This is a genomic window from Ureibacillus sp. GCM10028918 (genome assembly GCF_042666115.1).
In the GTDB taxonomy this organism is placed as follows: domain Bacteria; phylum Bacillota; class Bacilli; order Bacillales_A; family Planococcaceae; genus Ureibacillus.
The window spans coordinates 83,246-103,266 of record NZ_JBHTFK010000006.1; the positions used below are offsets into that span (position 1 = coordinate 83,246).

At 36.8% G+C, this 20,021-nt stretch carries 19 protein-coding genes; 7 read left to right on the forward strand and 12 right to left on the reverse strand.

The window, feature by feature from the left end; translation table 11 throughout:
- Nucleotides 1-158 precede the first annotated feature (158 nt).
- The 5 genes from ACFQU5_RS08435 to ACFQU5_RS08455 all read right to left on the reverse strand — a co-directional run bounded on the left by ACFQU5_RS08435 (nucleotide 159) and on the right by ACFQU5_RS08455 (nucleotide 4,960).
- Complete coding sequence (locus ACFQU5_RS08435; protein ID WP_390286722.1) at nucleotides 159-1,073, reverse strand: glycine betaine ABC transporter substrate-binding protein; 915 nt, start codon at nucleotides 1,071-1,073, stop codon at nucleotides 159-161.
- Nucleotides 1,074-1,167: 94 nt separating this feature from the next.
- Entirely contained in the window at nucleotides 1,168-2,079 is a 912-nt protein-coding gene (locus tag ACFQU5_RS08440) for a glycine betaine ABC transporter substrate-binding protein (RefSeq protein WP_390286724.1), read from the reverse strand.
- A gap of 16 nt (nucleotides 2,080-2,095) precedes the next feature.
- Nucleotides 2,096-2,944, reverse strand: a complete 849-nt coding sequence (locus tag ACFQU5_RS08445) for an ABC transporter permease (protein ID WP_390286726.1) — start codon at nucleotides 2,942-2,944, stop codon at nucleotides 2,096-2,098.
- Entirely contained in the window at nucleotides 2,937-4,136 is a 1,200-nt protein-coding gene (locus ACFQU5_RS08450) for a quaternary amine ABC transporter ATP-binding protein (RefSeq protein WP_390286728.1), read from the reverse strand. The genes ACFQU5_RS08445 and ACFQU5_RS08450 overlap by 8 nt, the downstream gene beginning before the upstream one ends.
- Nucleotides 4,137-4,324: 188 nt before the next feature.
- Nucleotides 4,325-4,960 (reverse strand): GntR family transcriptional regulator, encoded by a 636-nt coding sequence (locus ACFQU5_RS08455; protein ID WP_390286730.1) that lies wholly within the window; start codon nucleotides 4,958-4,960, stop codon nucleotides 4,325-4,327.
- A gap of 177 nt (nucleotides 4,961-5,137) precedes the next feature.
- Between ACFQU5_RS08455 and ACFQU5_RS08460 the strand changes: the two genes are divergently transcribed.
- The 6 genes from ACFQU5_RS08460 (at nucleotide 5,138) to ACFQU5_RS08485 (ending at nucleotide 10,839) form a co-directional block, all read left to right on the forward strand.
- Nucleotides 5,138-5,902, forward strand: coding sequence for a MerR family transcriptional regulator (locus ACFQU5_RS08460; protein ID WP_390286732.1), 765 nt, complete (start codon nucleotides 5,138-5,140; stop codon nucleotides 5,900-5,902).
- Nucleotides 5,903-6,303: 401 nt separating this feature from the next.
- Nucleotides 6,304-6,981 (forward strand): hypothetical protein, encoded by a 678-nt coding sequence (locus tag ACFQU5_RS08465; protein ID WP_390286734.1) that lies wholly within the window; start codon nucleotides 6,304-6,306, stop codon nucleotides 6,979-6,981.
- A 122-nt stretch (nucleotides 6,982-7,103) separates the two neighbouring features.
- Nucleotides 7,104-8,186, forward strand: coding sequence for a type III polyketide synthase (locus tag ACFQU5_RS08470; protein WP_390286736.1), 1,083 nt, complete (start codon nucleotides 7,104-7,106; stop codon nucleotides 8,184-8,186).
- Between the two features lie 2 nt (nucleotides 8,187-8,188).
- Complete coding sequence (locus ACFQU5_RS08475) at nucleotides 8,189-8,752, forward strand: isoprenylcysteine carboxyl methyltransferase family protein (RefSeq protein ID WP_390286738.1); 564 nt, start codon at nucleotides 8,189-8,191, stop codon at nucleotides 8,750-8,752.
- 441 nt (nucleotides 8,753-9,193) lie between these two features.
- Nucleotides 9,194-9,616 (forward strand): DUF1641 domain-containing protein, encoded by a 423-nt coding sequence (locus tag ACFQU5_RS08480; RefSeq protein WP_390286740.1) that lies wholly within the window; start codon nucleotides 9,194-9,196, stop codon nucleotides 9,614-9,616.
- Between the two features lie 38 nt (nucleotides 9,617-9,654).
- Nucleotides 9,655-10,839, forward strand: a complete 1,185-nt coding sequence (locus ACFQU5_RS08485) for an NAD(P)/FAD-dependent oxidoreductase (protein WP_390286742.1) — start codon at nucleotides 9,655-9,657, stop codon at nucleotides 10,837-10,839.
- A gap of 52 nt (nucleotides 10,840-10,891) precedes the next feature.
- Here the strand turns inward: ACFQU5_RS08485 and ACFQU5_RS08490 are convergent, their stop codons facing one another.
- The gene (locus ACFQU5_RS08490; protein WP_390286744.1) at nucleotides 10,892-12,124 is read right to left on the reverse strand and encodes an MFS transporter; all 1,233 of its coding nucleotides are present in this window, start codon (nucleotides 12,122-12,124) and stop codon (nucleotides 10,892-10,894) included.
- Nucleotides 12,125-12,318: 194 nt separating this feature from the next.
- On the opposite strand from ACFQU5_RS08490, the gene ACFQU5_RS08495 reads away from it, so the two are divergent.
- Nucleotides 12,319-13,527 (forward strand): MFS transporter, encoded by a 1,209-nt coding sequence (locus tag ACFQU5_RS08495; RefSeq protein WP_390286746.1) that lies wholly within the window; start codon nucleotides 12,319-12,321, stop codon nucleotides 13,525-13,527.
- Between the two features lie 43 nt (nucleotides 13,528-13,570).
- Here ACFQU5_RS08495 and ACFQU5_RS08500 read toward each other — a convergent pair whose 3' ends face one another.
- From ACFQU5_RS08500 to ACFQU5_RS08525, 6 genes are all read right to left on the reverse strand, one after another.
- Nucleotides 13,571-14,179 carry a DedA family protein gene (locus ACFQU5_RS08500; protein ID WP_390286748.1) on the reverse strand — a complete coding sequence of 203 codons (609 nt, stop codon included), beginning with the start codon at nucleotides 14,177-14,179 and terminating at the stop codon, nucleotides 13,571-13,573.
- A gap of 302 nt (nucleotides 14,180-14,481) precedes the next feature.
- The gene (gene rsgA / locus ACFQU5_RS08505) at nucleotides 14,482-15,552 is read right to left on the reverse strand and encodes a ribosome small subunit-dependent GTPase A (protein ID WP_390286750.1); all 1,071 of its coding nucleotides are present in this window, start codon (nucleotides 15,550-15,552) and stop codon (nucleotides 14,482-14,484) included.
- A 590-nt stretch (nucleotides 15,553-16,142) separates the two neighbouring features.
- A complete protein-coding gene (locus tag ACFQU5_RS08510) occupies nucleotides 16,143-17,051 on the reverse strand; it encodes an ABC transporter ATP-binding protein (protein ID WP_390286752.1) in 909 nt (302 codons plus the stop codon).
- Nucleotides 17,041-18,099, reverse strand: coding sequence for an ABC transporter ATP-binding protein (locus tag ACFQU5_RS08515; protein ID WP_390286754.1), 1,059 nt, complete (start codon nucleotides 18,097-18,099; stop codon nucleotides 17,041-17,043). The genes ACFQU5_RS08510 and ACFQU5_RS08515 overlap by 11 nt, the downstream gene beginning before the upstream one ends.
- A 15-nt stretch (nucleotides 18,100-18,114) precedes the next feature.
- Entirely contained in the window at nucleotides 18,115-19,050 is a 936-nt protein-coding gene (locus ACFQU5_RS08520) for an ABC transporter permease (protein WP_390286756.1), read from the reverse strand.
- Complete coding sequence (locus ACFQU5_RS08525; RefSeq protein WP_390286758.1) at nucleotides 19,050-19,979, reverse strand: ABC transporter permease; 930 nt, start codon at nucleotides 19,977-19,979, stop codon at nucleotides 19,050-19,052. The genes ACFQU5_RS08520 and ACFQU5_RS08525 overlap by 1 nt, the downstream gene beginning before the upstream one ends.
- Between the last annotated feature and the right edge of the window lie 42 nt (nucleotides 19,980-20,021).

The following is a 20,021-nucleotide window of genomic DNA, read 5'->3' on the forward strand; positions in this document are numbered from 1 at the left end:
TGCTGACAGAAGGTGCTCTTTGCCTTCCGAAGCGATTGACTTAGGACCTCGAGCTGATGGCGCCTTTAGCTAGACACTATTCAAACTTCGAAAATTTATACTTTCTTATCTTTTTAAAAAGGAGAATCCCACGATGGAATTCTCCTTAATTGCCTATTTTACTTTTTAGGTTGCAAATCTTCGATTGAATCAATTTCCATATATGCTGGAACAACAAATCCATTTTGTGTTCCTTTTAAATTTTCACCCAAATCAACTAGGTCATCTGCATGCTTTTCATAGAAAGAATTGTGTGTTGTAGGCAACCATGGAGCTACGGTTGCATCTCCTTCGCCACTAGCGATTGCTTCGAACATAATGGCAGGATCGACTGGCGTCAATGTTACGGTGAATCCTTGTTGCTCTAATACCGCCTTCATCACATTGCCGGAAGCTCGTTCTGTATCCCATGGTGTTGAAACCAACTCAATTTCTTTCCCTTTTACTTTCTCCACGCCTTCAGTCCATTGTTCCACTTTATCTGGATTCGCTTCAATCCAATTTAGTGCTGCTTCTTCAAATGAGACTTCTTGCGCATCATACATCACGGCTTCCATATCTTCCGCTTCCCAGTAGAAGCGGTCCAGAATTTTATATGCATTTGGCATATCCTCTTCCAAGCCTTTTCTTACTATTGTATTTATGTTTTCACTACCGCCTAATATGCCTTTGGGATCTTCGAGAATTTTCAAATCATATGCAGAAAACATCCAGTGTGGAGTCCAGCCCGTTATAACAATTGGCTCTTCGTTTTTAATAGCTCCATCTAATACACCTAACATACCTGCTGTTGAACTTTCTAGAAGTTCCCAACCTTCTAAGTTTTCATATTCCTCTATAGCGTTGTGAGAAAGACCAGTTAATCCTGCACCTGGTTCAATACCTGTAATCGTATAATCTAACTGTTCCCCTAAACTGGCAGACTCTCCTGTTGTATTCCCACTATCCTGATTCCCTTCCTCATCACCACAGCCGGATAATAGCAAAGAAACAGATAACCCTAAAGTAATCCCTATAGATTTTAATTTTACCATTAATTCATCCCCTTTAAATTTAAGGGGTTATCTATTGTGAAGATAACCCCTTTTGTTTCAGTTATGAAAATAATACTAAAGCTGTTCTAGGATTTTACTCTACGCCTTCAGTCCACTGGGCTACTTTATCTGTATTTTCATTAACCCATTTTGCAGCAGCTTCTTTTGGATCAGTACCACCATTAATATCTAGCATTACTGCTTCAATATCCTCTGTCGTCCAATTAAACGCATCAAGAACTTTGAAAGCTTCAGGCATTTCTTCTTCTAGTCCTTCACGAGCAAATGTATTGATTGTCTCTTCCCCACCAAATACACCTTTAGGATCCTCTAAGTATTTCAAATCATAAGATGAGAACTTCCAGTGAGGAGACCATCCTGTAACAATTACCTCTTCTTCCTTTTCAATTGCTTGGCCTAATGCAACCGTCATCGCACCTGAAGATGAAGGTAATAATTCCCAATCACTTAGATTTTCATACTCTGCTAAAGCTTTTTCAGTTGAAGCCATAACACCTGCTCCAGGCTCAATACCTGTTATCGTCATGTCAGCTTCGTCTGATAGGTCCTCAATTGAGTCCACTTCCATATAAGCAGGAACAACTAACCCAATCTTAGCGCCCGTTAGGTTTTCGCCTAATTCCACTACGCTGTCTTTGTATTCTGCATATTGAGAAGCATGTGTATTTGGCAACCAGCCCGCAACCATCGCATCAGCTTCACCTGATGATACAGCTTCCCACATAATCGCGTTATCTAATGGTGTTAAATTTACGTCATAACCTAAGTCTTCTAACACTTTTCCAACAACATGTGTAGAAGCAACTTCAGTATCCCATTCTACGTAAGCTAGGTTAATTTCTTTTGATTCATCTGATGTTGCATTATCATTTGAATCTCCTGTTGATTGTGTTGCGTCTTCCCCTTCATCTGAGCCGCTGCATGCAGCGAGCATAGCTCCAACCCCTAGAGCTAAGCCCATCATTTTTATTTTTTTGAAATCCATCAAATCTCCCTTTCTATTACTTCTTTTTATTAAAACTTTGCGTTAATCGGTCAACAATAATGGCAAATATTACAAGGCTAAGACCTGCAACAAACCCATTTCCTACTTGAGCACGTTGTAAAGCAGATAACACTTCTCTACCTAAACCAGGTGCGCCGATCATCGAAGCAATCACGACCATTGATAGAGATAACAATACTGTTTGGTTAATACCTGCCATTATCGTTGATTTCGCTAACGGTAATTCAACCTTAATCAATTTTTGCCATCCAGTACTTCCGTACGAATCTGCCGCTTCTACCAATTCCCTTGGTACTTGTCGAATACCTAGGTTGGCAAAACGAACTGTTGGCGGTAAAGCGAAGATGACAGATGCAAATACACCTGGTACAACACCGATACCAAAGAAGGCAACAGCTGGTATTAAATAAACAAACCCTGGCATTGTTTGCATGAAGTCCAGTATTGGTTTAATAATATTTTCTGCAAATTTACTTTTCGACATTAAGATACCTAATGGGATACCTATTATAATCGCGATGATACTTGAAAAAATAACAAGCGTTATTGTGTTCATTAACTCTTCCCATAAGCCTTGGTTATATATAAATAACAGGCCAATGATAGAAAAAATAGCTAAACCAAACTTTCTTTTCGTAGCAATAAACGCAATAAGAGCAATAACTAAAATAAAAACAACTGGCGGTATTGCAACTAGCATTTCCGTGATAAAGTCCATGGCATTTTTACCGCCATTTTGAACAAAGCTAAATAATGCCGATAAATTGCTTGTTAACCAGTCCATTATTGTTTCGACTGTTTCCGCCACTGGTATACTTGGAATAGAATTTAATATTTTACTCATTTGCGGTCACCTCCTCAGTATCCGAAGCAAGAGATTGGATGACTACACCTTTAATCAATACACCAACTAATTTATTTTCTTTCACAACCGCCAACGGAATTGATGATTCTGAAATGATGCCTAATACATCCTGGATTAGCATATCAGGTGATACCGAACCCATATCCGTTTTTAAAATACTATCCACACTTTTTTCGCCACGCTTAGCTGCTTCTAATGCGTCATCGGCAGTGATATAACCTTTAAACTCTCTATTTTTGTCAACTGCAACTAAAACACTGACCTCTTCTTCACGCATCCGTTTCAACGCTACTTTTGGTCCATCGATTTCAACATTGACAGAGATTGGTCGTATCATTGCATTTTCAACAGTTAAAACCTTCGAACGGTCTACATCCTCAAGGAATGTTCTAACATAATCGTTTGCAGGATTTGTAAGAATCTCTTCTCCTGTACCAATTTGAATGATTTTCCCATCTTTCATCAATGCAATACGGTCGCCAATACGCAATGCTTCATTTAGATCATGGGTAATGAATATAATGGTCTTTCTTACTTTTTGTTGTAAATCTAATAATTCATCCTGCATATCTTTTCTAATTAATGGGTCAAGTGCAGAGAAAGCCTCATCCATTAATAAGATATCCGGGTCATTTGCTAACGCACGCGCTAAACCAACACGTTGTTGCATCCCACCTGAAAGTTGGCTTGGCAGTTGATCTTTGTATGGTAATAACCCCGCGTTTTCTAAAGCTGCTTCCGCTTTTTTTGTTCGTTCTTCTTTTGGGACTCCGCGTACTTCTAAACCGTATTCGGTATTAGCAAGGACTGTTCGCTGTGGAAATAAACCGAAGTTTTGAAACACCATGCTCATTTTTTCACGACGTATTGTTCTGAGCTGTTGTTTATTCATTTGGGAGATGTTTTCACCGTCTATGTAAATACTTCCGCTGGTAGGTTCGATGAGATGATTTAGTAGACGTACTAATGTGGATTTACCACTACCTGACAGACCCATAATAACAAAGATTTCACCCTCTTCTACAGAAAAGCTTGCATCATAAACACCGATTGTAGCACCTGTTTGTTTAAGGATCTCTGTTTTACTTTTTTTCTGTTCGACAAGCTTAAGAGCATTATTTATATGCTTGCCGAAAATTTTCGTTACGTTTTCTACTTTAATTTTCGTCATACAGTTCCCCTTTCCTATTATTCTCAAATCTGTATTTTATTAGTTTACAACCAAGCAACAACTTCATATTAACAAAAGGTTGTTACTTATGTCAACTTTACAATCTATGAACCTAGTAAAAGAAATACGCCTATTTGCAAATAAAAAAGGCTATAGATACCGGTTATTATTCGGTATCTTAGCCCTAATCATTTTGGATATAAAAATTTCTGAACTCTCTCTATACATTCATCATTTCCAATGAAATAGATAACGTCCCCTTGTTCAAAGGTAGCATATGGTCCTGGGGAAATAATTAGTTCTACTCCTCGTCGAATTCCTACAATTGTTGCCATGGTATTTTGCCAAAAATTAATCGTGCCAATTGATTGTGAAATATATGGTGTATCTTCATTAATCTCAACTTGAAAAGGTACAAAAGGATTTACGGATTTAAATCTTTCCGTACGACTAACAAGACGTTCCGTTGTTTCTTGTAATACGTCCAACTCGTTCTTTTGTCTTTTAATGCTTTCAAGCATTTCTAATTGCACTTGATATACGGATTGCACCTCTAAAAACTGATGGACAAACTGTGCAGCTTTTTCATAGGATTTAATCATGACTCCGCTACCCTTGGTTGCTTCTACAATTTCAAGATCCTGCAGAACTGCAATGGCCCTCCTTGCTGTTTCAGAAGATACACCATACTGGCTTGCTAATGAAGATCTTGCATAGATTTTTTCACCAACCAAGTATTTTTTTTCAACAATTCTCGATGCTATATCAGCCGCAATTTTTTGGTACTTCGGCTGCTTTACTTGAACCTTCTTATTTTCCATCATTCTTACTACCTTTCAAACGATAAAGTTATTTTATAAACACATCTCATTCTTTACCATGATTATATTAAAGCATGTCTTCACCTCACGCTATTAATTTTCATATAAAAAATTATTATGTTTGCTGTTGACATTCACGTTGCGTCAACCTTTAAGATGAATTCATCAGGAGGGATTACGATGGAATACACAATTAGCAAGTTAGCAAAATTAGCGGGTGTAAGCAGCAGAACATTACGCTATTACGATGAAATTGACCTGTTAAAACCATCTAGAATTAATAGTTCCGGTTACCGTATCTATGGCCAGAAAGAAGTCGACCGATTACAACAAATTTTATTTTTTCGAGAATTAGAGGTAGATCTGGAAACAATTATTCAAATAATGGATGCACCTAATTTCGACCAATTAAATGTGCTTATGCAACATTATAATGAGCTTGTCCAAAAACGTACCCGCCTAGATAAATTAATCGAGACAATTGATAAAACAATTGCTCACCAGAAAGGGGAAATCATGATGAGTAATGAAGAAAAATTTAAGGCTTTCAAAGAGAACTTAATTGCTGGCAATGAACAGCAATACGGGAAAGAAATTCGAGAAAAATATGGTGACAAAACAGTTGATGAATCCAATGCAAAGCTTCGAGGTATGTCAAAAGAAGATTATGAGGCAATGGAGAATCTAGGAAACGAAATTTTCGAACTGCTGCAAAAAGCTGTGGAAACAGGTGACCCAAGTTTAGAAATAGCTCAACACCTTGCTGCAAAACATAAAGAGTGGTTAACCTACTCATGGCCTTCCTACTCAAAAGAAGCCCATAAAGGTCTTGCTGAAATGTATATAGCCGACGAACGATTTAAAGCCTACTATGATAAAGCAATTGCAGGTGGTACTGAATTTTTAAGAGATGCGATTTTAGTTTATGTAGATAAGCAAAACTAGATTAGTTTTTTAAATTTAGCAAAACAATTCTTATGAAAGTGCTTATAAGATAAAGATACTGATTAAAAATGGCCTTCAATGGCTTGTTGAAACACTTATATTGAGTAAACGCGTTTCAAACGATTTTGAGTTTACAATGCGTTTCATTCTTTTGATGAAACGCGTTTCTTTATAAGTTAGATTTTTGAATTCTCCGCGCAATCACTCTCACCTAATTTTCCATTTGTTTATATTGAGATGTCATTAATAATTTATCATTAAGAAATTCATTTCAAGCATTTCTTCGTAGCTATATTTTAGTTGCTCTATATTTCATGCAAAATTACACACATATTGTTCATACTATCTATGACCAAGTTTCCAAAGACACTTAACGCCTCAAAAAGGAGCAATTTCATATTATGCAAAAACATGAAAAAAAGCTAAAGAAAATACAATATGATCATGAGAATCGCGAATACATAGTTATAAATAAATGCCCACATTGCAATTTGGAAATTCATCCCACGACGGAAAATACGTATTCATTTGAAAATAATAGCTTTAAATTAAGTGTCATTTCTTTAACTTGCCCTTCATGTAAAAAAGATTATTTTATATTGAATGATGATCGTATCGAGGCTACCTTAAGTGAAAAATATCTTGTTTCCATTCCAAAATACAGTTTTAATGAAAGCTCATTAATTAAAAACACATCAAATAAATTTCAAAACTTGTACAATCAATCCACCAACTGTGAATTATTAGGCTACTTCGATATCGCCTATTTTGGATATATTAAATCGTTGGAAATTTTGTTGAAAGATATCGCCATATTAGAGCATCCAGATTCCGAGGATATCATACTTTTTTGTAATGTCATTGCCTGTCTGGAGCAGTTTCATTCCACAAATATTCACCTATTCTCTAAAAAGCTGCTCGAGGTATTAAAAAATGACTACTTAAATTATCAGAAAACATCGGATTTCTTTGCTTACTCGGATCTTGTAAAAGACTGCATCGATTATTTTTTATTATACTTAGAGTTACTTTTAAAAACCTTATCACTAAATGAGCATCGGAAAGCTTCAGAACAATAGATTATCAGGAGTTTGACATAGCCTTTTCAAACTCCTTTTATAATTCCCCATTAGAAACTACTTCCATTTGTGCATACTTCATACTCACAAGGGGAAACTAATTCTAAAAGGGGTTTTTTATTATGCCAAAAATTGCATCAATTAGTACATATAATCCTCCACATAAATTAGAGCAAAGTAATATTGAACAGCTAACGAAGGAACTTTTCACCAATAATATCTCTCAGCTTGAACGTCTATTAAAAGTATTTGAAAACGGCGAAATTAAACAACGGAATTTTTGTGTTCCTCTAGAGTGGCACAAAGAACAGCATAGCTTTGAAGAACGAAACAATTTGTATATTAACTTGGCTGTTGAATATGGTGTTAACGTCATAGAGGCTTGTCTATCAAATACACTCTTTTTAGAGCAGCCCCTATCGCCTAAAGATATTGATGTGATTATTTTTGTATCTAGTACAGGGATTTCCACCCCAAGCATTGACGCACGAATAATGAACAAACTTGAATTTTCAGATCGAATGAAGCGTATACCTATTTGGGGACTCGGATGTGCTGGTGGCGCTGCGGGAATTAGTCGAGCATTCGATTACTGTCTAGCACATCCTGAAGCAAAGGTGCTCGTTGTTTGTGTTGAGCTTTGCAGTTTAACCTTTCAACCAAATGACTTTTCAAAAAGTAATTTAGTAGGTGCCTCCCTCTTTGCAGATGGCGTTTCCTGTCTTTTGGTTTGTGGTGATCACGCAACAATTAAAAATAAAATGCCAATGCCTTATATAATAAATACCGCATCTAAGTGGATGCCCGATTCTGAAGGCGTGATGGGTTGGGACTTGAAAAATGATGGTCTTCATGTAATTTTCTCAAGGGACATCCCTTCCATTATCAGCAAATGGTTGGGACCATTTATAACTGACTTTTTAGAAGAGCAAAATCTTTCGAAGGAACAAATCGATTATTTAGTGGCCCACCCTGGAGGCAAGAAAGTTTTAGCCGCCTATGAGGAAACATTGGATATGAATGAACAGCATACCACTATCTCAAGAGAGGTATTGCAACATCATGGCAATATGTCATCTCCAACTGTCCATTATGTGCTTGAGCAATTTATGCTAAGAGAATCAAAATCCGGTTCTTTTGGTCTATTACTAGCCCTCGGTCCTGGTTTTAGCGGAGAGGCAATATTACTTGAGTGGAGGGATTAACGATGTTCTTTATATTGTTTGTATCTATTGTTATTTTGCAGCGAATCATTGAGGTGATTATTGCAAGAAGAAATGAAAAAAGAATGCTAGCTGCCGGAGCCTATGAAGTTGGTGCTTCACACTACCCTTTTATGATTGCACTTCATGTTAGTTTTTTTATTAGCTTAATTACTGAAGTATTGCTGCTCGAACGGACGTTGTCACCTTTGTTTTTATGGCTATTTATCTTCTTCCTGCTAGTGCAGGGTTTAAGGGTATGGTGCCTTGCGTCCTTAGGTGCATTTTGGAATACAAAAATTATTATTTTACCTGGAGCCAATGTTGTAAAAAAAGGGCCCTATCATTTGATTCGACATCCAAACTATCTTGTAGTTTGTATTGAAATATTACTGCTCCCGCTATTGTTTCAAGCCTTTTTCACGGCAATATGCTTTACATTACTAAACTTTGCGATGTTAGCTGTCCGAATTCCTGCTGAAGAAAGAGCATTAATGGAAGCTACAAATTATAGTAAACAGTTTAGAAAGAAAGAAACTACGGTACTTCCAAACGACCAGCAGCATTAACATTCATTTTGCTTTAGTTTAAAAATCACCCCAAAAACGTGTAGACAAGTTGAATATCGACTTTGTCTACACGTTGATTTATTTTTTAATAACAATTCTTAAATTATTATTAGAAATTACTAGAATTAAGTCGTATAATTCATGTTGTAAAGCACTAAGCTTTATAAATTTGAACCATTTAAAATTAGATGGTTTCTTCCCCATCTATTAAAAATTTATTCTTTTATTAAAAATTTTCTACCATATTACTAACATTTAGATTTTTAACAAAGAACTATAGGATTACGAGAATATTTAGTTTATTATTGATAATGTATTGATTTCACTATCATGAAAGATTTGGCTAAATTTCAATTTGATTTATAAGACTGTATGTGAAATTTTCTTCAAACTTTTTCAAAGTAAAATGCACTAGAGGCAAAATGTAAAGGAGAATTGGATATGTCAGAAGAATTGACTCAAGCACAGCAAAGCTTACTTACGGGAAGAACAGATTTACTTGACCAATTATTAAAACCTGAAGTTCAAGAATCACTAACTACTTTAGTAGAACAATTACCAAAGCTAGCTGAAGTTGTAACACTATTAACAAAAACTTATGATCTAGCTCAATTAGTTGCAACGGATGAAGTATTAAAAAGCGATACTGTGAGTGCTCTTAAAGAGATGTCAGAACCGGTTATTGGTTCAGTTAAAGGTTTAGCTGCCACTGCAATTGAGGCAAAAGACCGCGCTGAAGCTACTAACGAATCAATTGGCTTATTCGGCCTATTAAAGTTATTAAAAGATCCTGAAGCACAAAAGCTCTTCCGCTTCGCAAATGCATTTTTAGAAATCCAAGCAGAACGTAAAACTCAAGAATAGTTTTCTTATATTTAACTAGTATGGACGGAGGATTTATCATGGCAAAAGAAATCGTCATCTTAGGTGCAGGTTATGGTGGTTTATTAACTGCTCTAACATTGCGTAAATATGTAAGTAAAGAAGAAGCGAATGTAACAGTGGTGAATAAATATCCGACTCACCAACTGATTACTGAATTACACCGACTTGCAGGTGGTACTACTACAGAACGTGCAATTTCTTTCCCTTTAACAAAACTATTTAAAGATAAAGATATAAACATAGTTGTAAATGAAGTGAAGTCATTCTCGGTAGATAATAAAGAAGTTCATATGGTTGATGGATCTGTAATGGAATATGACAATCTTGTAGTAGCTCTTGGTAGTCAAACTGGTTTCTTCGGCATTCCAGGCCTTGAAGAAAATAGTATGGTCTTGAAATCCGTTGAAGATGCGAATCGTATCAATCATCACATCGAAAGTAAAATTGCTGCTTATGCAAAGTCAAAAAATCCTGCAGATGCAACGATCGTTATTGGTGGAGGCGGTTTAACTGGTGTTGAACTAGTTGGCGAAATCGTGGACAACTTCCCTAAAATTGCTAATAAATACGGCATTGACTTCAAAGAATTAAGCATCAAACTTGTTGAAGCTGGTCCTAAAATCTTACCTGTTCTTCCTGACGACCTAATTGCACGCGCTACAGATAGCTTAACGAAACGTGGAGTCGAATTCTTAACTGGGCTTCCTGTTACAGGTGTAGAAGGAAACAAAATTTCTTTAAAAGACGGCTCTACAATCGAATCAAACACATTCATCTGGACTGGTGGAGTAGCTGCACTTCCTTTAGTTCAAGAATCAGGACTTGAATGTGACCGCGGCAAAGCGGTTATTGACGAATATTTACGTTCTAAGTCTCACCCAGAAGTATTTGTCGTTGGAGATGCTTCTGTTGCACTTCCTGCTGATGGTGGTCGCCCATTATTTGCACCTACTGCTCAAGTAGCATGGCAAATGGGGGAAACTGCAGGGTTTAACCTCTACGCAACACTTGAAGGTCAAAAACTTGAAGTATTTAGCCCTGTCAACTCTGGTACACTTGCTAGTCTTGGACGCAAAGACGGTGTAGCTACTGTTGGAAGCAACAACATCCCTTTAAAAGGTCTTCCAGCGTCATTAATGAAAGAAGCAAGTCATATTCGTTATTTAACACATATCAAAGCCTTATTCGGCTTAGCTTATTAATACTTAAAAAAGAAGATTTTGGCTCAAGTCCAAAATCTTCTTTTTATTTATTTCATAATGGTTTTCCTGCTTCAATCAATACTTTATTTCCTAGTAAGACAAAACCGAGCATAAATAGTAAAATTCCCGTTCCGATTAATAGCCATTCAATGGCAACAATATCTGCAAGCGGTCCAAAAATGATCATTCCTAATGGCATAACGGAAGTAGAAATCATTGTTAAGACTCCAAACACTCTACCTAAGTAATCTGGTTCAACTTTTTCTTGCAGTAATACAGTAGCTGGTGTATTGAACATTGGCATGACGATTCCAACAAGTGCCATGACGATTAGATAGATCCAAAAAACGGGTACTATACCAAGTAAAACCGTTCCTAGACCGAATCCAAAGGCCGATATAGACATCGTGTGTGTTCTGTTTCTAAATCCACCCCATGACGCGATTAGTATTCCTCCGGCCATCATGCCAATTGAAAATGCAATTTCTATGGCAGATAAATACCACTCATTTGCGCCAAAACTTCTTGTTACTTGTAAAGGTGTTAAAAAGGATGCTGGTGCTGCTAAAATGAGGAACATAGCAAAAAAGGTAAAGAATTTCTTTAAAAAGGCATGGTTATTTATATAAGATAAGCCTTCTTTAAAGTCACTGAAGTAGCCCTTTGTATGCGCTTCTTTTGCTTTTTCATGAAGTGGAACCTTTAAAAACAGCAGTAGTGTCAATACTGCTATCGCAGCCGTAATAACATCAATAAAGAAAATGACTTCAATCGATGTCAGTGATAGAAGCCCTGCACTTGCGATTGGAGCTAATAGCATAACAAGGGCTTGAATACTTCCGTTCGCACCATTTACCTTAGTCAACTTATCCCCGGGTACAATTTGAGGCAGGATTGCCCCAACAGCCGGTGTTTGAATACCGGTTCCGATTGCACGAATAGCAGACATAACAAACAGCAACCACATTGAATCATAACCATTTAAAAATAATATTGCTAAGATGAGGGTGGTGATTGCAATCATAGAGTCAGCAAATATGATTAAAAGTTTCCGATTGTATCGATCTGCCCAAACCCCCGCAAATGGTGAAAGGAAAAAGGTTGGGACAAATCCACAAATAATCGAAATGGTCATCATGATTCCAGACTGGGTAGTTAATGTAATATACCACATGATGGCATATTGCACGAGAGCAGAGCCAAACAAAGATATGGTCTGACTACTTAAAAATAGAATTATACTTTTCTTCCAATTTTGCACCTTAATTTGTTCAGGGTGACTCATTATACTACATCCTTTTCCCTATAAGTGACTTATATTGTAACATATTCTTATCCCAAATAATTTAAGAATAGGTAAATAATTACTTAAGTTTTCGTTAAACTATAAGCTGCAAATCCTCAAATTGCCCTTTGAAATTCTATAGAGAAGGGTATAATTGTAATTACGAGTTTCTAACAAAGGTGTGAATTTTTAATATGAAAGATAATAACGCTTCGCCTAACAATCCGATTTATCCCGTTATGATTGCGATTGGAGTAGCTCATTTAATCAATGATACGATGCAATCCGTCGTACCAGCTATGTTCCCTCTTTTAGAGCGCGATCTAGGTTTATCTTTTACTGCGCTTGGAATTATTTCATTTGTTTTAAATATGTTTTCCTCTACACTCCAACCGGTTGTGGGCTTCATTAGCGATAAGAAACCTATGCCATACGCATTACCTGTCGGTATGATGAGTTCCTTTGTAGGATTACTTATGCTTGTATTAGCGGAATCCTATTGGGTTATCATAGTCGCCGTTTTATTTTTAGGGTTCGGGTCAGCTATCTTCCACCCTGAGGGATCAAAGGTATCATTTATGTCTTCAGGGAATAAAAGAGGACTTGCTCAATCGATTTATCAAGTCGGAGGAAATTCTGGACAAGCATTAGCTCCATTAATTAGTGCATTTATTTTAGATGTATATGGTCAGCATGGAGCGGCGATTATTTTACTTTTAACGTCGATTGGTATCGCCATCTTACTTAAAATATCCAGATGGTATGTACAACAATTACAAGCTGAAAAGTTAGAGAAGAACAAGAAAAAGGTACTTATTTCTTCTTTACCCCCACTTACAAAAAAACAAGTAGGCATCGCGTTAGGCCTATTACTTACTATTATTTTTGCCCGCTCCTTTTATACAACCAATATTACAAATTTCTATGTGTTCTATTTAATGGATCACTATGATTTGACTTTAAGAACGGGACAAGTATTTATTTTCACCTTTATGGCTTTTGGTGTACTAGGTACATTTTTCGGGGGCTCACTGTCTGATCGAATCGGAAGAAAGAACGTCATTCTCCTTTCAGTAGTAGGGCCTCTTCCTTTCTGCCTCCTGCTTCCATATATGCCAATTTGGTTGGTTCTAATTTTCTTAATCATCATCGGAACATTAATAATGATTAGTTTCTCTGTTACGGTTGTTTATGCCCAGGAACTGGTTCCAAGCAAGATTGGAACGATGGCGGGACTCACAACAGGATTTGCATTTGGAATGGGAGCGATTGGCGCCGTAGTTATTGGTTTTTTACTCGATACAATCGGCATCGATACAACGATAAAAATTGTCTCTATCTTACCGATACTGCTCATCGTCGCATTCTTCTTGCCTAAAGATAAGGTCGAAAAATTAGCGTAAAGAAAAAAGAGGATTCCCTGCTTGTTCAGGGAATCCTCTTACTTTAACTTCTCATCTTTTTTCTATAGAACTTAATGACAACAACTATAAAGATTAAGACTAACGATGCATAGGCGAAGTTTGAGTAGATGTCCATATAATGAACAACTGTTTCCCACGAATTCCCTAATGCTGCTCCTAAATTTACAAGTACCATATTCCAAATCAACGTACCAAAAGTTGTTAGGACTAAAAAAATCCAAAAGTTCATTTTGGCAAGACCAGCCGGCAACGAAATTAAACTACGAATCAACGGAATAAAGCGACAAAAGAATACAGTCCAAACATCATATTTCTCGAACCATACATTTGCCTTATGAATATCACGACTTGTTAATCTTAAAATTTTACCCCATTTATCAACAAAGCGCTCAATTCTTTTAATGCCTACAATTGCACCAATTCCATAAAGAATTATCGCACCCGCTACTGATCCAATCGTAGAGGCAATAATAACACCTGTCACCGTTAAATCTGTAGAAGTCGTCATAAACCCGCCAAAGGTTAAAATCACTTCTGAAGGGATTGGAGGGAATAAATTTTCTAGCATGATCAATAAAAATACCCCTAAGTATCCAAAATCCTCCATTATCGTTGTAATCCAGGTTTCCATTCATTCTCTCCTTATGTATAAATATATATTGTGATGAATCTAACACTTAGCTTCTCTAGTCTAATGCTACTCTATTATTACACCCTATTCAATTTTTCTTTTAATCATTCACGAAAAACTTAAAGGGTTTTAATCAGAATTCTAATCCTTTTAATTTAGTGAGTGTTCTTAGAATCTAAATCAGAAATAAAAGAAGTACTATTTTTCCCATAAAACAAGCCAACGATACGAATCGTTGGCTTACATTACTATACTATATATTGACTGCATCGTTATTAGATAGGTTCCTAATAGAAGCGCAATTATTTATACTTTTTCTTTTGTCCTTTTGAAATTTGCTTCCATTTGCGTTGTTCTGCAAGCTTTGCCTGAGTGTTTGTTTTCCTCTCTATAAATGCCAGTTCTTTTTGTAGTTTAAAATAGCTTTGTAATCTCGAGTACTCAAGGTCGCCATTATCAATAGCCGAGTTAACGGAACATCCTGGTTCACTTTTGTGTGTACAGTCACGGTAACGACAAGTAGAGGCTAATTCCTCAATATCCTGAAAGCTGGAAGACAGACTATCCCCTTGATCCCATAGCTGCAGCTCTCTCATTCCAGGTGTGTCGATTAAACAACCCCCTCCCGGTAACAACACAAGCTCACGATGAGTAGTCGTATGTCTTCCTTTTGCATCATCTTCTCTTACTTCCGATACTTCCATCTTGTCGTCTCCATATAATGCATTAGTTAATGTCGACTTGCCCGCACCCGACGAACCAAGTAAAGCTCCAGTGACTCCTTCCCTAAAAAGTGGACGAATCTGTTCAATTCCCTCTCCGGTATAAGAGCTCGTTACAAAAATATCTACGCCCATTGCAACTGTCTGCGCTTCTTTTAAGTATCTATCGATATCCTCACACAAATCCGCCTTAGTCAACACAACGATAGGCGTTGCTCCAGAATCCCACGCAGCTACTAAATAACGCTCTAGTCGACGAATATTGAAATCTGCATTTAAACTCATTACGAGTAAAACAAAATCTACATTTGTGGCGACAAGTTGTTCTTCAATTTCTCGACCTGCTATTTTACGAGAGAACTGAGATTTCCTATTGAAAAGTTTATGAATGATTGCTCGATTTTCACCATTCATTTTTTCAATAAGCACCCAGTCACCTACTGCTGGATATTCCGAACGGTCAAATGCTTCGTATGCGTAAAGACCTGATACAGATGCTAGCCATTCGCCTTGTTCAGAAATCACCCGATAAGCATGTTTATGCTCAAGACTGACGCGAGCAGGTACACAGTTCTCATATTTTTTCTCTTTCAAAAGTACACTTAATTGGTCCTCAAAAAATCGAGTAAATCCTAATAATTTTATATTCAATTTAAATTCCTCCGATAAATGTGTTGTTACCTTAAAATTTTTTGCAAAATAAAAAACCTATGAACCGCGATTTGGCAGTCAAAGGTTTCAACACATTCAAAGGATAAATTAAATACACCTTAATTTTATAAATTAAGGAAAGCAGTTAATACCGTTCTTTGAGGTGAGTGAAATAAGACAAACCAAATCGCTTGTTTACAATCGCATATACATTTGTCATAATACTTCACCTCTTTTTCACATTATTACTATCAGTATATTCTAACAACTCTAAAATGTCAAAATGCTTGTTAATCGAAAAAATTTTATATTATATACATGATACTAATAAAGATAATAAAAAAAGTGTAAGCTTGGTGGGCGTGCTTTGTGTAAGGCCCAGCCACAAAAGTTGCAGCTCCTAAGCTTTCCGGAATTATTACGCAGCTTACACAGTAGGCTGCGGGTTCTATATAAGTTTTTCTTTCTTTATACTTACCTTCATTTACTCAACTAATGGGAATTTTTAAAACAAAAAAGACATCCTCAATTTGAGAATGTCTTTCTTATAATTCATGATTAATTGCCTAACCAAAATCATACTCACAAAGTTACTTTGTCCAATTTTTGATTTGACTGTCTGAGCCATAAACAAAATGGTTTGGTAATACTTCATGTACTTTGATTTCTTCAGTTGTTTCTTCATGATTGTACTGAATTCTTGTACGTTTTCTTTCAGTCAGCGGATCTGGAAGTGGTACAGCTGAAAGTAATGATTTTGTATATGGATGAATTGGGTTGTTGTAAATTTCATTTGCTTCACCAAGTTCAACAATTCGCCCACGGTACATAACCGCAATTCGGTCACTAATGTATTTTACCATCGATAAATCATGGGCGATGAATAAATACGTTAAGTTACGTTCTTTTTGTAGTTTTTTCAATAAGTTAACTACCTGTGCTTGAATTGATACGTCTAGTGCTGAAATTGGCTCATCGGCAATGATAAAGCTAGGGTTTAGACTTAACGCACGCGCAATCCCGATACGTTGGCGTTGACCACCTGAAAATTCATGGGCATAACGATTGGCATGCTCACGGTTTAAACCAACTGCTTCAAGCAAGTTTCCGATATGATCGCGACGTTCTTTTTTATTCTTGTATAGACCATGGATATCAAAGCCTTCACCTATAATCTCACCAGCAGTCATACGAGGATTTAATGATGCATATGGATCCTGGAAAATCATTTGCATTTCACGATTAAATTCCTTTAACTCCTGACGTGATTTACTAGCGTGAATATCTTTACCCTTAAAGATGATCTGTCCATCCGTGATATCGTATAGGCGAATAATCGAACGACCCGTTGTAGATTTTCCACAACCAGATTCACCTACTAATCCAAGAGTTTCCCCTTCGTATACATCAAAAGTTATTCCATCTACTGCTTTAATAGGATTAGAAGAAGAGCCGAAATGTTGTTTTAAGTTTTTTACTTCAAGTAACTTATTTGCCATTTTCTTCAGCCTCCTTTAAATAACCATCAATTCTCTGTTGAACTGCATCTGGAATCGGAACTTCTGGTGCATCAGGGTGCAATAACCACGTTTTTGCATAATGAGTATCAGAAATTTTGAACATCGGTGGTTCTTGTTCATAATCGATTGCCATGGCAAATTCGTTACGTGCTGCAAAAGCATCTCCCTTTGGTGGGTGGATTAAATCCGGTGGAGAGCCTGGAATCGTACGCAATTCTTCTTTAACATTATTCTTTAGATCCGGCATTGATCCCAATAGTCCCCATGTATACGGATGTCTTGGGTTATAGAAGATATCATTTACTGTTCCATACTCTACTATTTGTCCAGCATACATAACCGCAACACGGTCAGCAACGTTTGCTACTACACCTAAATCATGTGTAATGAAGATAATTGATGTATTGCTTTTCTTTTGAATATCTTTCATTAGCTCTAAAATTTGTGCTTGAATCGTTACGTCAAGTGCTGTTGTTGGTTCGTCCGCAATTAATAATTTTGGATCTGCCGCTAATGCAATGGCGATTACTACACGTTGACGCATCCCACCACTAAATTCATGCGGGAACTGTCGGAAACGTTTTTCTGGCATCGGAATCCCAACAAGATCTAATAATTTGATCGCACGTTCTTTTGCTTCAGCTTTTGAAACTTGTTTATTATGCTTCAAAATAACCTCAGTGATTTGTCGACCAACACGCATTGTTGGGTTTAAAGCTGTCATAGGATCTTGGAAAATCATTGCGATATCATTTCCGCGAACTTTTGCCATTTCCTTGTCACTTAAAGGTACAAGGTCACGACCATCAAATAGAATTTCTCCACCCGCATAAATACCAGGTGGTTGTGGGATCAATTTCATAATTGAGTTACTCGTTACACTTTTGCCTGAACCAGATTCACCAACGATTGCTAGCGTCTCCCCTTCATATAGCTCAAAGCTAACTCCACGAACGGCTTGGACAATTCCTGCATATGTTTTGAAGTTAATTCTTAAGTCATTAACTTCTAGCAATTTTTTACTCATTTTTCTCACCTACTTCTATTTACGTAATTTTGGATCTAGTGCATCTCGCAAGCCGTCTCCTACAGCATTAAATGCGAAGATTGTTAAAGAAATAAAGAACGCTGGGAAGATTAAACGCCATGGCGCCGAGGTTAATGCTTTATTTCCTTCTGAAGCCATTGTACCCCAACTTGCTGTTGGTGCTGGTACCCCTAAACCTAAATAACTTAGGAACGATTCTGTGAAAATAGCTGACGGAATTGTTAAAGTCATTGTAACTAAAATAGCCCCTAATGCATTCGGAACAATGTGACGCATAATTAAATGTCCAGTAGTTGCTCCTAACGTTCTTGCTGCTAATACGTACTCTTGATTTTTAATGGATAATACTTCACCACGTACGATACGGGCCATGTTAACCCAACCTGTAATCGATAACGCAATAATCATAGGTAATAAACCTGGCTCTAAAACAACTAGTAGAATGATTACTACTAAAAGATAAGGAACAGCTGATAAAATATCCGCAATACGCATCATAATATTATCTAACCGTCCACCTGCAAGTCCTGAGATACTTCCCCAGAAAACTCCGATAATTAAGTCAATTACCGCGGCTGTAATCCCGATAAATAATGAAATACGCGCCCCTTGCCACACACGAACGAAAATATCGCGACCTAAATCGTCTGTACCAAACCAGTGGGCTGCCGAAGGTGCAGCATTGTATATACCCAATTGTTCACGATAGCTATATGGGCTGAAGACAGGAACAAATATTGCTAACAGAGTTACGATAATTAAAGCGATCACTCCGAATATTGCCAATTTATTTTGAGAGAAGCGAAGAATAACTTCTTTCCAAAACGATACGGATTTTGCAGCCAATTTTTCGTTCTCATCTTGACGACTACCAACAATTTTAAACTTGTCTTTTGAAATCTTATCCAACTGTAAATTGTTTTGTGACATTATTTTTTCGCTCCTTTCAATTTAATTCGTGGATCAATTACACTGTATAGGATATCTACTATTAATACTGCGAATAGTAAGATAATTGAGTAGAATACTGTAGTACCCATAATAACCGTGTAGTCACGGTTTGTAATACTTGTCACGAAGTGTTTACCTAAACCAGGAATCGCAAAGATTTGTTCAATAATGAAACTACCTGTTACAACCCCAGCTGTTAATGGTCCTAAGTATGTAACTACAGGAAGTAAAGCGTTTCTTAACGTATGTTTGAATACTGTTGTCCACTTGCCTAGCCCTTTAGCGCGTGCCATTTTAACATAATCACTGCTACTTTGTTCTAACATACTAGAACGTGTTAGTTTTGCAATGAATCCCATGTGTGTGATAGCGATTGCAAATGCCGGCAGAATACTATAAATGAATCCTTTCCAGCCACTTACAGGGAATAAGTCCAATTTAAATGCCAAGAAATACTGCATTAAACCGGCTAATATGAACGACGGTACAGAAATACCTAATACCGCGATTGTAGACGAAAGGTAATCCGGGAACTTATTGTGATATAGTGCTGCAATAACCCCTAATAAAATACCAAAACCAACTGATAATAACATAGCTTCAATACCTAATGTTAGTGAGATAGGGAAACTCTCCGTAATCATATCATTCGTTGAGCGACCTTTGTATTTCATGGATTCCCCGAAATCAAATGTCACAGTATCGATTAAATAATCCTTATATTGAATATACCAAGGATTATCTAATCCATATTTTGCATTTAACTGCGCTTCAATTTGTGGTGGGAAGTCTCGTTCACTTGCGAAAGGACTCCCTGGTGCTAATTGCATCAAGAAAAATGTAGCAGTTACGATTAAATAAAGTGCAATCAAGATATAACCTAATCTTTTTAAAATATATTTGAGCATTATTGTCCCCTCCTTTAGATTTTTAGAAAAAAATAACGGTAC